Raw genomic sequence first — 13,935 nt, 5'->3', positions numbered from 1 at the left:
GTTCTATTTATCTAAACAAGTGGTTAACTAAGGCTTATTAGTGACTAACGGCTTGAGTTGCTGCGCCATCCAATCGGCAATGAAAGGTTGCGCCAAGGCGTTAGGATGTAAGCCATCATCCTGCATCCACTCAGGCTTTACGGCAACCTGTTCCATAAAGAATGGTACCAATGGGATGCCAAATTGCTGTGCCAGTTGTGGATACATCGCACTGAAGGCATCAGTATAACGGCGGCCGTAGTTAGGTGGAATGCGGATTTGCATCAATAAGGGTTGCGCTTTTGCTTCCTTTATCAGGTTGATAACTTGCGTGAGATCCCGTTGAATATCCTGCGTTGGGAAACCGCGCAGGCCGTCATTGGCACCTAATTCAATCAGTACCCAGCGGGGCTGATGTTGTTTCAGCAAGGCAGGCAGACGGGCTAAGCCCTGGGCCGCTGTATCGCCACTGATACTGGCGTTAACCACCTTGGGTAATGATGGGGTGGCCTGCCATGTTTTATCCAGCCGTGAAGGCCAGGCTTCGGCAATGGGCAGGCGGTAACCGGCGCTTAAACTGTCGCCGAGAATCAAAAGTGTGTCGGTTGCGGCGGCACGCAAACTGAATAATCCCAATAGTAATAGGAAGGGAAGATGCCAGCGGAAAACGTTCTTGAAGTTCATCATCTTAATAAACACGTCGGTCAGGGTGAGCAACAGATCTCCATCCTTACCGGAGTTGAGTTGGTTGTCAAACCCGCTCAGACAATTGCGCTGATTGGTGAGTCAGGTTCAGGTAAATCAACTTTGCTGGGAATTCTGGCGGGCCTCGATGATGGAAGTAGCGGTGAGGTGAGTTTACTCGGCCACTCTTTGACTGCCATGGATGAAGAAGGGCGCGCGCAACTGCGGGCAAAAAATGTTGGTTTTGTTTTCCAATCATTTATGTTGGTGCCGACACTTAATACATTGGAAAATGTCCAACTTCCGGCGCTGTTACGTGGTGAAAGTGAACGCGAGAGTAAAGTGCATGCCATTGAGCTATTAAAGCTGGTGGGCCTTGAGAAGCGCCTTCACCACCTTCCGGCTCAACTCTCCGGTGGCGAGCAGCAACGGGTGGCGTTGGCTCGAGCCTTTAGTGGGCGGCCAAAAGTGTTATTTGCCGATGAGCCAACCGGCAATCTTGATCGCCATACCGGTGACCGTATTGCCGACTTACTCTTTTCTCTTAATCGCGACTATGACACCACGCTGATACTGGTAACCCATGATGTGCAGTTGGCTGGCCGTTGCCAGCGCCGGCTGCGACTACAAGACGGTAAATTGTGGGAGGAAGCATGATTTGGCGCTGGTTTTGGCGTGAATGGCGCTCGCCCTCACTGCTGATTGTCTGGTTGGCATTAACTCTGGCTGTCGCTTGTGTGCTGGCGCTAGGGACTATCAGCGATCGCATGGAAAAAGGGCTTAGTCAGCAAAGCCGTGATTTTCTGGCAGGCGATCGGGTGCTGAAAACGTCCCGTCCCGCTCCTGAAGCGTGGTTATTGGAGGCGAAACAGCAGGGGTTGTCTGTCAGCCGCCAGCTTTCATTTATGACCATGACTTTTGCCGGAGATCGCCCACAACTGGCAGATGTAAAAGCCACAGATTTAGCTTATCCACTGTATGGCAAGCTGGAAACTTTACCGGCAGATGTCAAACTTGAGCCGGGAACCGCGCTGGTGGCCCCGCGGTTGTTGGCGCTGCTCGGTGTTAAAGTCGGCGACACATTGGAAGTTGGTGATACTTCGCTGAAAATCATTGGCGAAGTGCTGCAAGAACCTGATTCGGGTTTTAACCCCTTCCAGACCGCGCCGCGAATTTTAATCAATCTGGCTGATGTGGAGAAAACCGGTGCAATACAACCGGGTAGCCGGTTGAGCTATCACTATATGTTTGCAGGCCCAACGGAGGCTATCACTCAGTTTAGTGACTGGCTGACGCCACAATTGAAACCGGATCAGCGCTGGTATGGTTTGCAAGAGTCGGGCGGCGCGCTGGGGAAATCCCTACAGCGCGCACAGCAGTTCTTGCTGCTATCGGCGTTATTGACGTTATTGCTCTCCATTGCCGCGGTTGCTGTGGCGATGGGGCATTATTGCCGCAGTCGCTATGATCTGGTGGCGGTGCTAAAGACATTAGGTGCCGGGCGCAGCGCGTTGCGGCGGTTGATTATCGGCCAATGGCTCTCGGTTTTAGTATTGGCTGGGCTGTGCGGCAGTGTAATTGGTTTATTGTTCGAGAAAATATTAGTTCGTTTGTTATCCCCAGTATTACCCGCCGCATTACCGGCAGCTGGCGTATGGCCATGGGTATGGTCAATGGGATCGCTGATATTGATTTCTCTGCTGGTGGGTATTCGCCCATACCGGCAACTGCTGGCGACTCAACCACTGCGGGTACTGCGCCGTGATGTTTCCGCTAATGTCTGGCCGCTGCGCTACTTTATTCCGGTGATGATCGCCATTGTGGTCGGGCTATTAGCCTTACTGATGGGGGGGAATACGCTGCTATGGGCGATCCTCGGGGGGATGGTGGTATTGGCGCTGCTGTTAGGTGTGGTCGGATGGGGCGGTTTATTACTGTTACGTCGCCTGACGGTCACTCGCCTGTCATTGCGGCTGGCTATTAACCGCTTACTGCGCCAACCCTGGATGACCCTGACCCAACTGGCTGCATTCTCTCTTTCATTTATGCTGTTGGCGCTGTTATTGGTGCTGCGCGGGGATCTTTTGGATCGCTGGCAACAACAGTTGCCACCAGATAGCCCGAATTACTTTTTGCTGAATATGACACCGCAACAGGTGCCGCAAGTCACGGAGTTTCTCACGCAGCATCAGATAACGCCGTCGACTTTCTATCCGATTGTCCGAGTGCGTTTGAGTGAGATTAATCAACAACTGGCGACTGAGCGGGTCGCAGAAGATGCACCCGGCGGTGAGGCGGTTAATCGGGAGCTGAATCTGACCTGGCAGCAGGATCTACCGGCGCACAATATTTTGACCGCAGGTCAATGGCCGCCCAAGGCGGATGAGGTATCGATAGAGCAAGGGATTGCTGACAGATTGGGTATTAAAATCGGCGATAAACTGACATTCAGTGGCGATACGCAGTCATTTGGTGCCACGGTGAGCAGTGTTCGTCAGGTGGACTGGGAAAGTCTGCGCCCTAATTTTTACTTTATTTTCCCGCCGGGCGCTCTGGATGGGCAACCACAAACCTGGCTGACCAGCTTCCGTTATCACGGTGACGGGGAGGTATTGACGCAATTGAACCGTCAGTTCCCGACTCTCAGCTTGCTGGATATCGGGGCGATGTTGAAACAGGTCGGGCAAGTGCTGCAACAGGTCAGCCGGGCGCTGGAAGTGATGGTGGTATTGGTGATTATCTGTGGCACCTTACTGCTATTAGCGCAAGTGCAAGTCGGTATGCGCCAGCGCCGTCAGGAACTGGTGGTGTACCGGACACTTGGTGCAAGTAAACGCTTACTGCGAGGCACATTGTGGTGGGAGTTTGCGTTACTGGGGCTGGTGGCAGGGCTGGCGGCAGCCATTGGTGCCGAAGCCGCACTTTGGGCATTACAACGGTTAGTGTTTGATTTCCCGTGGCAGCCAAATTGGGTCATGTGGTGGTTATTGCCACTGGCAGCGGCCTTGTTGCTGTCACTGTGTGGTGGTTGGTTAGGGACAAGGTTGTTGCGGGGGCGGGCACTGTTCCGCAGTTATTAGATTTAGCATTGGTGAGTGAAGGGGTGACCGCACCTTGGGGCGATCCGATGGCTTACGCACTTGTATTGAAACTAAGAGCGGCCCCAACGGCACGTTTCCCCTTCATTTGATTTTGTCAGTAGTTTCAAGTTACGGCCAGTACCGTGACTTCAGACCGCTGACAAACCCTGAGGACTCGATCTTGCAAGGTGAGGACAGGGAGAAGAGTAAAGCGTCCGCGCCACGGATGGCGCGGCTCGAGCCCCCAGGGAAGGGTTTACGGCGTCTTTACGATCTGCCTGTTTTCACCGTTACGGGCACTTTGTCATTAACCTCAAGTCACGGCGAGTACCGTGACTTATTTATGCTTTGATTTTATTATAACTTGGCTCGCGCCCAGCGCAGGGCGTTTTGGTATTCCGCTGGTAACAGCGGGGCCAGTGCCGCCAGGGCGGTGCTTAATGCCGCACCATCGGGATCATTTAAATTCAAATGACCCACTTTGCGCCCCTCGCGCACTTCTTTTTCATACCAATGCAGATGCACCAGGGGCAGTGACAGCCAATCGGTATTCACTGGCGTACCAATCAGATTGACCATCGCCGACGGAGTATTGACCACCGGTGTTGGCAGTGGCAAACCCAAAATAGCGCGCAGATGCAGCTCGAACTGGCTGATAGAAGCGCCATTTTGTGTCCAATGCCCACTATTATGCACCCGTGGTGCCAGCTCATTGATCAACAAACTGTCGCCGACGATAAAGCATTCCATCGCCATCACACCAACATAATTCAGCTTATCCATAATGGCAGACAGCATTTTTTCTGCTTGCTGCTGTAGTCTGCTATTGGGTTGTGGCAAAGCCACACTCATGCGCAGGATGCCATCTTCATGCAGGTTATGGGTGAGTGGATAAAAGACCGATTGACCTTGATGGCTGCGCGCACCGACCAGTGAAACCTCGCCAGAAAAGTTAATACCCTGCTCGACAATACATTCGCCGTAAGCATCGGCGGGTAAACTCTCTTGTTCACCGGTGCGTAAACGCCACTGACCCCGGCCGTCATAACCGCCAACCCGGCGTTTTACGATGGCTAATTCACCCAGCGTGGCAAAAATGTGCGGCCATTCGCTGGCGCTCGCCAATAATTGCCAGGGAGCGGTCGCCAAATTCAGGCTATCGAGCAATTGCTTTTGCGTCAGACGATCAGCCAGCTGAGGAAAAATATCGCGGTTAACGAAAGCCGTGTGGGTGGCGAGTTCACGGGTTAAAGCCGTTTCCGGCCAGCGCTCAATTTCGGCGGTAATCACACTATTCTGATAGGGCACGGCTTCTGGCTCGGCATCTAAACCCACCGGATACACGGCAATACCTAGCGGCTCGCCGGCTTGACGTAGCATGCGTCCTAACTGACCATTTCCTAATACGCAAACAGGTTTCATGCCGTCACCTGTAAGTCTGGCACCCGCGGATCTGGATTATCTAACACTTCGTCGGTTTGGCTGGTACGCCAATCAGCTAAACGTGCAGCCAATTCAGTATCATGCAGTGCCAGTATTTGAGCCGCCAACAAGGCCGCATTCGCTGCACCTGCTTTACCGATCGCCAGTGTCCCCACAGGAATACCGCGCGGCATTTGCACGATGGAATACAGGCTATCGACACCACTTAATGCCGCACTTTGCACCGGCACACCGAGGACGGGCACCAGTGTTTTGGCTGCCAGCATACCCGGCAAGTGAGCTGCGCCGCCCGCACCTGCAATAATGACATGTAAGCCATTGGCATCGGCTTGTTCGGCAAAGCTGAACAGTTTGTCAGGGGTTCGGTGCGCGGAAACAACTTCAACATGAAACGGGACATTGAGCGTGGTGAGCACGTCGGCGGCGAACTGCATGGTGGCCCAGTCACTCTTGGACCCCATTACGATAGCGATTTTAACCCCGGCTGGATAAGCCGAATCGAGGTTAGCTCCCATGAGTGTAAAGCTCCTGTGATTGCGCAAGCGTCGGCCAGAGCGATTTTCTATAAATCGTGACTGGCGAAGAGGGCGTAGAGCATATCATGAGCCACAGACAAGGAAAACGGTTGCGTAGCTGCTTTTAGCGGGTTTTATTAGTTTTTTTATTGCGCTTCATGAGGTAAAACGTGAAAGCTAAAACGGGAATTTAATCAATTCAACTTTATCGGCCGTGACTTTAACCATGGAGCCTTCAACATGCCAGGCGCCCAAAACCACCCGGTGTGCGGTTGTCGATGCTAATTCAACAGTATGAACCGCAGGGCGATGGGTATGCCCATGAATCATCCAACTGACATTATTCCGCTCGAAAGCCTCAACTACCGCGTGTGGATTCACATCCATAATCAGTTGCGATTTACCGCTATTATTTTGTTGGCTTTGATTGCGCATATAAGCAGCAATGCGTAACCGAAAGCGCAGCGGCAGCCATAAGAATAATTTTTGGATCACGGGGTTGTGTACTCGACGGCGAAAATGCTGATAATCAGCATCATCAGTACACAGGGTATCGCCATGTAAAATAACGATTTTACGGCCATATAAATCAACAACTTTTTCTTCCGGTAGCAAAGTCATACCGCTTTCAAAAGCAAAGTGTTTACCCAGTAGAAAATCGCGATTGCCGTGAATAAAGTAGCAAGGCACGCCGTGCTGTTGGAGTGATTTTAACGCAGCAGCGATTTGTCGATACAGCGGTTCGGGATCATCATCGCCAATCCAGGACTCGAATAAATCGCCCAGAATATATAACGCGTCGGCATGAATCGCTTCGCGCTGGATAAAATGCAGGAAACCGGCAGTGATTGCCGGTTCCTGAACGCTAAGATGCAAATCTGCAATAAAAAGCGTGCTCATTAAGCCGTTATTACTCGCTTACAGTAACGCTTTGAATGATCACATCTTCTTTTGGCACATCTTGATGCATACCGCTGCGACCGGTAGCGACGTTTTTGATTTTATCAACCACGTCCAGGCCTTCAGTCACTTCAGCAAATACGCAGTAACCCCAACCATCCGGGCGTTCTGAACGGAAGTTCAGGAAGTCATTGTCTGCAACGTTAATAAAGAACTGAGCAGTGGCAGAGTGTGGATCGTTGGTACGCGCCATTGCCAGAGTGCCACGGGTATTTTTCAGACCGTTGTTGGCTTCGTTCTTGATTGGAGCATCAGTCGTTTTCTGGTTCATGCCCGGCTCAAAACCACCGCCCTGAATCATGAAACCATCGATAACACGGTGGAAGATAGTGTTATCATAGAAACCTTTACGGCAGTAGTTCAGGAAGTTTTCAACGGTAACCGGCGCTTTATCCGCGAAGGTGTTGATGACGATATCGCCGTGATTAGTATGAAACGTGACCATAATAATGTTCCTGCTAGTGTAATAAGTGTATTCACAAATGAGTCGTGACTCTTTAGACGGCTCTTATATCATATCTGCGGGATTGAGTCAGCACTCGAAACGCCGCCAGGATAGGCGAAAAAGTGCTGTATCATGAGCTGATTTACCGCATAATCTGATGATATCTTTTTAAACCATGCGTTTCGCAAAAACAAAAACCACGGAATGTCCCGATGCTAAAGATTTTTAATACACTGAGTCGCCAAAAAGAGGAATTCAAGCCTATTCATGCCGGTAAAATTGGCATGTACGTATGCGGGATCACCATTTATGACCTGTGTCACATTGGGCATGGGCGTACTTTTGTCGCTTTCGACGTCGTTGCACGTTATTTGCGTTATTTAGGTTACTCTCTGACATATGTTCGCAACGTGACAGACGTTGACGACAAAATTATCAAACGCGCCATTGAAAACAATGAAACTTGTGAGCAATTGACCACGCGCATGTTGGCTGAAATGCATAAAGATTTTGATGCATTGAACCTTCAACGCCCGGATTTAGAGCCGCGTGCTACCCATCATATCCCTGAAATTATTGAGCTGACTGAGCGCTTGATCGCCCGTAATCATGCTTATGTAGCGGCCAATGGGGATGTCATGTTCTCTGTTGAAAGTGATCCGGATTACGGTGTGTTATCGCGTCAGGACTTGGATCAGTTGCAGGCAGGTGCGCGTGTTGAAGTGGCTGATGTTAAACGTAATCCGATGGATTTCGTGCTGTGGAAAATGTCCAAACCGGGTGAACCTAGTTGGGAATCACCTTGGGGGCCGGGCCGCCCAGGCTGGCATATTGAATGTTCTGCAATGAACGGTAAGCAACTCGGTGCGCATTTCGATATTCACGGCGGTGGCTCTGATTTGATGTTCCCGCACCATGAAAATGAAATTGCACAATCTACCTGTGCCCATGATGGCCCATATGTTAATTACTGGATGCATTCCGGTATGGTGATGATTGACAAAGAAAAAATGTCGAAATCACTCAATAACTTCTTCACTATCCGTGATGTGTTGGCGTATTACGATGCGGAAACCGTGCGTTATTTCCTGATGTCTGGCCACTATCGTAGCCAGCTTAATTACAGCGAAGAAAACCTCAAGCAAGCGCGTGCTTCATTAGAGCGTTTATATACTGCGCTGCGCGGCACTGACGAGAATGCAACGCCGGCGGGTGGCGCTGAGTTTGAAGCGCGTTTCCGTGCGGCAATGGATGATGATTTCAATACTCCAGAAGCCTACTCGGTGCTGTTTGATATTGCGCGCGAAGTGAATCGCCTGAAAGCTGAAGATATGACTGCGGCAAATGCGTTAGCGGCAGAGTTGCGTAAACTGGCGCATGTGCTGGGATTATTGGAACAGGATCCAGAACTGTTTTTACAAAGTGGTGCGCAGACTGACGACGATGAAGTGGCAAAAATCGAAGCGCTTATCAAGCAGCGCAACGATGCCCGCAGCAGCAAAGATTGGGCGCTGGCAGACTCTGCTCGTGATCAATTGAATGAATTAGGTATTGTGCTGGAAGATGGCCCGCAAGGGACGACCTGGCGTCGTAAATAATACGGAGCTGGCAGTTGTTAAGTGGGCTGCACGCTAAAAAAATTGCGGTTCTGGAGTTCGCCAGCAACCGCATTTTTTTGCCCATATTTTGTACTTTTCACTACTACAACGGCAGTTTTTTGCAATAACCAGCTAAAACTCGCCGTTGCTGAGGTTATTAGGCTTTAACCTGTACTTTCATACCTTGAAACTCAACAATCTGGTCAGCCAGGATCTTGCAGCGCTTGCGCGTTTCCACATTCCCGTCGACTTTTACCTGCCCATCAGCGATGGCGGCTTTTGCTGATGCACCGCTATCGTTCCAACCTTGCAGCTTTAATAAGTCACATAGCTCGACGTGCGGGTGTTTTTCTAAATGAAAAATGTCCATTACTGTCCTTTCACTCTATTTTCGTTGATGTCGTGATATTCCTCGCAGGCTTGCAAGGTATTTTGTATCAGTGTTGCAACGGTCATCGGCCCGACGCCACCGGGAACCGGTGTAATCCAACTCGCACGCTCAACAGCGACATCAAATTCTACATCGCCGACTACTTTACCATTTTCAAGGCGGTTAATGCCGACATCAATCACGATTGCACCGGGTTTAATCCACTCACCAGGAATAAAACCAGGTTTACCGACAGCAACCACCAATAAATCCGCATTTTCGACATGCTGGCGCAGATTTTTAGTAAAACGATGCGTGACGGTAGTGGTGCAGCCAGCCAGCAATAACTCAAGGCTCATCGGGCGACCAACAATATTTGATGCTCCCACGACGACAGCGTTCAGACCGTAAGTCGGGATTTCATAACGTTCCAGCAGTGTCACTATGCCGCGTGGGGTGCAAGGACGCAGTTTAGGCGCGCGCTGACACAAGCGCCCCACGTTGTAAGGATGGAAACCATCGACGTCTTTATCTGGATGAATGTGTTCCAGGACTTTGACATTATCAATCCCCGCAGGCAGTGGCAGTTGCACCAGAATCCCATCAATTTCACTATCGTTATTCAGTGAATCAATTAAGGCTAACAGCTCGGCTTCTGTGGTGGTCATCGGCAAGTCATAAGAACGGGAAACAAAACCCACCTCTTCGCATGCCTTACGTTTACTGGCGACATAAATTTGTGAAGCTGGATTTTCACCTACCAACACAACAGCAAGGCCGGGAGCACGTTTACCCGCGGCTAAACGTTTCTGTACCAACGCAGCAACTTCGTTTCGTACCTGCTGCGCAATCGTTTTACCATCTATAATTTTCGCTGACATCAGTGGAAGGGTCCATCAATTAAAAAAGCGGGAATCTGCCTATTTTGTCAGAAGCGGGCCGTGCTGTCAGGCGCATAATAACGATTAATTAACGATTAAATAGCCAGTTGATAAACCGTAAGGCGAAAACCCATTGACTCAAAGGCGACTGCCCGTATAATCCAACCCGCAACTGACTACCAGCAGCGTTCTATGCTGCGGTAAATATCAAATGCGCCCTTAGCTCAGTTGGATAGAGCAACGGCCTTCTAAGCCGTAGGTCACAGGTTCGAGCCCTGTAGGGCGTACCATCTTTACGTCTCCTGAAGTCTATCTAAGTCCATAAATCCCTTATATAATCAGTATCTCTGGAGCTTCCTAGTATCCCTACGTTTATCCGCATCTACTGAGTTCTATAGATAGTTGGGGGTATAAATGGGGGTAAGTCTAGGTTCAATGGAATGAGATACCCCTACATGAAACTAAACGCCCGGCAAGTGGATACCGCAAAACGAAAAGAGAAACCTTACAAGCTCTCCGACGGCGGTGGATTATTTTTATTAGTAAACTCAAATGGTTCACGTTACTGGCGGTTGAAGTATCGGATTGCTGGAAAAGAAAAGCTGCTATCAATCGGGGTCTATCCCGATATCACTCTCGCTGAGGCCCGTGCCAAAAGGGACGAAGCCAAACGAATTCTGGCTGCTGGTGGGGATCCCGGTGAAGAAAAAAAAGCAGATAAACAGGCCAAGAAAGTCAGCATTGATAACACGTTCGAAGCGCTGGCTAGAGAATGGCATGCTTATAAAAGACCTAATTGGTCGAAAGGTTACGCCGACGATTTAATGGAATCGTTTGAAAATGATATTTTTCCCTATGTTGGAGAGATGCTTGAAACACTGCGTAAACTAGAGGCGCGTGGTGTCCTCGATAAAATGCGCAAAATTCGTCAGGCGTGCAATCAGACTTTTCGCTATGCGATCGTGACCGGCAGGGCGGAGAACAACCCCGCCAGTGAGCTGGCAGGTGCTTTGGCAGTACAGAAACATCAGCATTATCCCCACCTTTTAGCCGCTGAACTTCCTGAATATCTTCAGTCTCTTAGTGCCTATAGCGGCAGCCCTGTCACACGAATAGCAACCCGTTTGCTCATGCTTACCGGCGTTCGAACAATCGAGCTACGTGCTGCTGAGTGGGTTGAATTCAATTTAGATAAAGGTCTGTGGGAAGTCCCTACTATCCGAATGAAAATGCGTCGTCCACATCTGGTCCCTTTATCTGAACAGGTTTTAGAGTTGTTGTTGCAACTGCATGCTATTACCGGTCGCTTTAAATTAGTTTTTCCTGGTCGTAATGACAGTCTAAAGCCAATGAGCGAGGCCAGTATTAATCAGGTCATAAAGCGTATTGGCTACCACGGTAGAGCCACCGGCCACGGTTTTCGCCACACAATGAGCACTATTTTGCATGAGCAGGGCTTTAATACTGCCTGGATAGAAACACAACTGGCTCACGTCGATAAAAACAGTATTCGCGGTACCTATAATCATGCTCAATATCTGGATGGTCGCAGAGAAATGCTGCAATGGTATGCCGACTATATGGATAGCCTGGAAAATGGCGAGAATGTGATTCATGGAAGATTTGGGAAACGGGCATAGGGGAGGGATATTTGCTATCTGGCTGAAATAGTTATCCAAACTTTTTAAAGGCATCTCGCGATGCCTTTTGGCATTTAGGGGTTATTCGGCCTCGAGAGGCTCGCTGGTGGCTTGATGATAAGTTTGATGTAGCAGGTCTATTTGCTGCCATAGAACGAGATTGAGTATTTCTTTTGCAACGGGTTGATCAAGCACGACAACGGCGTAAATGAGCGCACGGCAATGATCAATAAGGTCTTCCACTTCGTGGGGCGAGTTATCGTACATGGCACACCTCCGGCAGGAGAGCGGCGGCCAGTGATGTTGGCAGGTGAAGAAAAGCGGTACGGCAAGGGGCTTTAGTCGTCGAATCCATGATGACAACCTCTCAGTTGATGGCTTTAAAATCACCACCAAGAGACGCTAACCTCAAGAGGGTGGTGAGCTGAACGAGGTTAGCGTAACCGGTCAACAGAGAACCCGGCGCATCTTTCGATGCCCCCGTCCAGCCCACCATTGCTTTTTCACAGGTGTAACTGTACCCGCACATAGTAACCGCCTGTGCGGTCGTGCGCTCTATTGAATTCCGGGACGCTAATCACGGCAGCGGAATTTGCCGCTGCGGGAGCACTATATCCGGCCATTCCCTACTGTTCAATTAACCAGTGGTAAATTAGGACAAACATTTTTGTGGATGCGAGAGGGGCCGCATTTGTGGGTGTAATGCGTATGTAATTCATCAATATTAATTATTATTTAGACTCATACATTAGTTTTTAATAAGATTAAAATTAGCCAATAATCAGCTTTTTGTGTTGACCATGCTTACATATAGCTCTACTATTTGACCATAACAGCGGATGTGATCACTTATAAAAGTGAGGAAACGATGGTCAAGGTTGACTGGTCGAGGAAAGCGGTTAAGCAGTTACTTTCAATAGATGTCAGATATCGAAAATCCATCAGTGAAAAAGTGAATAAACTGGCAAATTTCCCTGCTGTTGATTTGGATATCAAAAAGTTACAGATGGGTACTGGCCAGTATCGGATGCGAGTGGGGAATTACAGGATTATTTTTCAGATTATAGAGGGAACCCCTGTGATATGTACGATCCAGGAAGTTAAACGCAGAACCACAACAACCTATTAGGCTAGCTCAGTAGATTTCCCCTCAAAGGCATGGCGTTATTTTTCTCAACTAAGGTGAATAAGATGGCAAAACTACAATACATTCATGATGAAGCAGGAAAGCCTCAGTTTGTGGTCTTACCCATTGCCGAATATCAGCAGCTTATCTCTAATGCGAAGTATGAGGATATTCCCTATGTTGCTGATAACGATGATGATCAGACCATCCCGAATGAAGTTGTTCAAATCATGGTAAACGATGGCGTCAGTTTGCTGGCTGCATGGCGTATCTACCGTGGTTTTTCGCAATATGAAATAGCAGAACTGCTTGGCACCACCCAATCTGCTGTATCCCAATGGGAAGCCGTAGATTCTCGCCCACAGAAGAAAACCAGAGAGAAATTAGCAGCAATTTATAAATGCCGGGCAGCACAGATGATTTTGTGAGACAGAAAGTAAAAACGCATCTATATAATATTATTAATACCGGAGGTTAGTGGTTGGTATGTCTACTGGGTGGGTAAGTATCTATTTTCTGTTAGAAGAAGTAGGCAACAAAATAGAGTCAAATATTTAAAGTCGGTCGTCAAAACTGTTACCACTGTCATTGGCTAATTTTAGTTTTTTACATATCATTTAGAAAATGCTTCTTTGCAATCAGGGATATGATGAAAAACCGGATACTGATCATCACCAGCAGCTTTGATCGCACATGTGACTACATCATGGCACGATACAAAGACATTGCTTTCTTCCGTTTAAATACAGATAACTTTTCAAACTATAGAATTAGTTACGATATATCAGGGTTTAGAATCAAAGATAGTTCTGGTGATGAAGTAAATTCAGCTAACTGTAAATCAATTTACTACCGTAAACCTGCATCTGAAGATCTTACTGGTGTGATTGACGCCCAGTATCAAGCCTTTTCTCACAAAGAAAGCCATTCGCTTATTGAAGGCATCGTTGAGAGCTTTTCTGGCCGATGTTTATCTAAACCATCGGTCATGCGCAGAGTTGACAATAAAATTCTTCAGGCTTATTTAGCACAACGTGTTGGTTTTATTATTCCTGATTTAGTCATTACTAATGATAATTTAGCAATTTCTGCTTTAGAAGAACACAAGGCAATTGTTAAACCTTTATCAATAGGATCAGTTTCTTATGGTAATAAAAAGGAATATGTTCAGACTAACGAGTATAATCTTAATATCAATAACGATAGTTTGAAAT

Annotated in this window: 15 protein-coding genes and 1 tRNA gene; 8 read left to right on the top strand and 8 right to left on the bottom strand. The window is 48.6% G+C overall.

The window, feature by feature from the left end; genetic code table 11:
• Positions 1-27: 27 nt before the first annotated feature.
• Positions 28-663: a multifunctional acyl-CoA thioesterase I/protease I/lysophospholipase L1 gene (tesA, locus tag HU019_RS15680; protein ID WP_174849872.1), complete on the bottom strand. Its 636-nt coding sequence runs from the start codon at positions 661-663 to the stop codon at positions 28-30.
• On the opposite strand from tesA, the gene ybbA reads away from it, so the two are divergent.
• Together ybbA and ybbP are read left to right on the top strand one after the other, a co-directional pair.
• Positions 634-1,320 carry a putative ABC transporter ATP-binding protein YbbA gene (gene ybbA, locus HU019_RS15675; protein WP_174849863.1) on the top strand — a complete coding sequence of 229 codons (687 nt, stop codon included), beginning with the start codon at positions 634-636 and terminating at the stop codon, positions 1,318-1,320. The genes tesA and ybbA overlap by 30 nt on opposite strands.
• Positions 1,317-3,743: a putative ABC transporter permease subunit YbbP gene (ybbP, locus tag HU019_RS15670; protein ID WP_174849864.1), complete on the top strand. Its 2,427-nt coding sequence runs from the start codon at positions 1,317-1,319 to the stop codon at positions 3,741-3,743. Before ybbA ends, ybbP begins: the two co-directional genes overlap by 4 nt.
• Before the next feature lie 357 nt (positions 3,744-4,100).
• Here ybbP and purK read toward each other — a convergent pair whose 3' ends face one another.
• The 4 genes from purK to ppiB form a co-directional block, all read right to left on the bottom strand.
• Positions 4,101-5,165, bottom strand: coding sequence for a 5-(carboxyamino)imidazole ribonucleotide synthase (purK, locus tag HU019_RS15665; RefSeq protein ID WP_174849865.1), 1,065 nt, complete (start codon positions 5,163-5,165; stop codon positions 4,101-4,103).
• Positions 5,162-5,701, bottom strand: a complete 540-nt coding sequence (purE, locus tag HU019_RS15660; RefSeq protein WP_174849866.1) for a 5-(carboxyamino)imidazole ribonucleotide mutase — start codon at positions 5,699-5,701, stop codon at positions 5,162-5,164. Before purE ends, purK begins: the two co-directional genes overlap by 4 nt.
• 177 nt (positions 5,702-5,878) lie before the next feature.
• Entirely contained in the window at positions 5,879-6,601 is a 723-nt protein-coding gene (locus tag HU019_RS15655; protein ID WP_174849867.1) for a UDP-2,3-diacylglucosamine diphosphatase, read from the bottom strand.
• A gap of 10 nt (positions 6,602-6,611) precedes the next feature.
• Entirely contained in the window at positions 6,612-7,106 is a 495-nt protein-coding gene (ppiB, locus tag HU019_RS15650) for a peptidylprolyl isomerase B (protein ID WP_005158275.1), read from the bottom strand.
• Between the two features lie 212 nt (positions 7,107-7,318).
• On the opposite strand from ppiB, the gene cysS reads away from it, so the two are divergent.
• Positions 7,319-8,704 (top strand): cysteine--tRNA ligase, encoded by a 1,386-nt coding sequence (cysS, locus tag HU019_RS15645; RefSeq protein ID WP_174849868.1) that lies wholly within the window; start codon positions 7,319-7,321, stop codon positions 8,702-8,704.
• A gap of 157 nt (positions 8,705-8,861) precedes the next feature.
• Here cysS and ybcJ read toward each other — a convergent pair whose 3' ends face one another.
• Entirely contained in the window at positions 8,862-9,074 is a 213-nt protein-coding gene (ybcJ, locus tag HU019_RS15640; protein WP_004390634.1) for a ribosome-associated protein YbcJ, read from the bottom strand.
• Positions 9,074-9,955: a bifunctional methylenetetrahydrofolate dehydrogenase/methenyltetrahydrofolate cyclohydrolase FolD gene (folD, locus tag HU019_RS15635; protein WP_174849869.1), complete on the bottom strand. Its 882-nt coding sequence runs from the start codon at positions 9,953-9,955 to the stop codon at positions 9,074-9,076. The genes ybcJ and folD overlap by 1 nt, the downstream gene beginning before the upstream one ends.
• 213 nt (positions 9,956-10,168) lie before the next feature.
• On the opposite strand from folD, the gene HU019_RS15630 reads away from it, so the two are divergent.
• Both HU019_RS15630 and HU019_RS15625 read left to right on the top strand, forming a co-directional pair.
• Positions 10,169-10,245, top strand: a tRNA-Arg gene (locus tag HU019_RS15630).
• A gap of 165 nt (positions 10,246-10,410) precedes the next feature.
• Positions 10,411-11,595, top strand: a complete 1,185-nt coding sequence (locus HU019_RS15625) for a tyrosine-type recombinase/integrase (protein WP_174849870.1) — start codon at positions 10,411-10,413, stop codon at positions 11,593-11,595.
• 81 nt (positions 11,596-11,676) lie between these two features.
• Here the strand turns inward: HU019_RS15625 and HU019_RS15620 are convergent, their stop codons facing one another.
• Positions 11,677-11,862: a hypothetical protein gene (locus tag HU019_RS15620; RefSeq protein WP_050298252.1), complete on the bottom strand. Its 186-nt coding sequence runs from the start codon at positions 11,860-11,862 to the stop codon at positions 11,677-11,679.
• A gap of 601 nt (positions 11,863-12,463) precedes the next feature.
• On the opposite strand from HU019_RS15620, the gene HU019_RS15610 reads away from it, so the two are divergent.
• From HU019_RS15610 to HU019_RS15600, 3 genes are all read left to right on the top strand, one after another.
• Complete coding sequence (locus tag HU019_RS15610; RefSeq protein WP_038631095.1) at positions 12,464-12,724, top strand: type II toxin-antitoxin system RelE family toxin; 261 nt, start codon at positions 12,464-12,466, stop codon at positions 12,722-12,724.
• A 62-nt stretch (positions 12,725-12,786) separates the two neighbouring features.
• A complete protein-coding gene (locus tag HU019_RS15605; protein WP_002353808.1) occupies positions 12,787-13,149 on the top strand; it encodes a helix-turn-helix domain-containing protein in 363 nt (120 codons plus the stop codon).
• Positions 13,150-13,370: 221 nt separating this feature from the next.
• The coding region (locus HU019_RS15600) for an MvdC/MvdD family ATP grasp protein (protein ID WP_413251236.1) at positions 13,371-13,935 on the top strand (565 nt) is incomplete at its 3' end.

The organism is Yersinia artesiana, from assembly GCF_902726545.1.
GTDB lineage: Bacteria > Pseudomonadota > Gammaproteobacteria > Enterobacterales > Enterobacteriaceae > Yersinia > Yersinia artesiana.
The sequence above is the reverse complement of the archived record's forward strand: the minus strand, read 5'-3'. Positions and strand labels throughout refer to the sequence as shown.

Coding starts and splice junctions, on each gene's coding strand:
- tesA (WP_174849872.1), bottom strand. CDS start 663: ATGAACTTCAAGAACGTTTTCCGCTGGCATCTTCCCTTCCTATTACTA.
- HU019_RS15655 (WP_174849867.1), bottom strand. CDS start 6,601: ATGAGCACGCTTTTTATTGCAGATTTGCATCTTAGCGTTCAGGAACCG.
- HU019_RS15620 (WP_050298252.1), bottom strand. CDS start 11,862: ATGTACGATAACTCGCCCCACGAAGTGGAAGACCTTATTGATCATTGC.
- ppiB (WP_005158275.1), bottom strand. CDS start 7,106: ATGGTCACGTTTCATACTAATCACGGCGATATCGTCATCAACACCTTC.
- HU019_RS15625 (WP_174849870.1), top strand. CDS start 10,411: ATGAAACTAAACGCCCGGCAAGTGGATACCGCAAAACGAAAAGAGAAA.
- folD (WP_174849869.1), bottom strand. CDS start 9,955: ATGTCAGCGAAAATTATAGATGGTAAAACGATTGCGCAGCAGGTACGA.
- ybbP (WP_174849864.1), top strand. CDS start 1,317: ATGATTTGGCGCTGGTTTTGGCGTGAATGGCGCTCGCCCTCACTGCTG.
- purE (WP_174849866.1), bottom strand. CDS start 5,701: ATGGGAGCTAACCTCGATTCGGCTTATCCAGCCGGGGTTAAAATCGCT.
- HU019_RS15610 (WP_038631095.1), top strand. CDS start 12,464: ATGGTCAAGGTTGACTGGTCGAGGAAAGCGGTTAAGCAGTTACTTTCA.
- ybcJ (WP_004390634.1), bottom strand. CDS start 9,074: ATGGACATTTTTCATTTAGAAAAACACCCGCACGTCGAGCTATGTGAC.
- ybbA (WP_174849863.1), top strand. CDS start 634: ATGCCAGCGGAAAACGTTCTTGAAGTTCATCATCTTAATAAACACGTC.
- cysS (WP_174849868.1), top strand. CDS start 7,319: ATGCTAAAGATTTTTAATACACTGAGTCGCCAAAAAGAGGAATTCAAG.
- purK (WP_174849865.1), bottom strand. CDS start 5,165: ATGAAACCTGTTTGCGTATTAGGAAATGGTCAGTTAGGACGCATGCTA.
- HU019_RS15605 (WP_002353808.1), top strand. CDS start 12,787: ATGGCAAAACTACAATACATTCATGATGAAGCAGGAAAGCCTCAGTTT.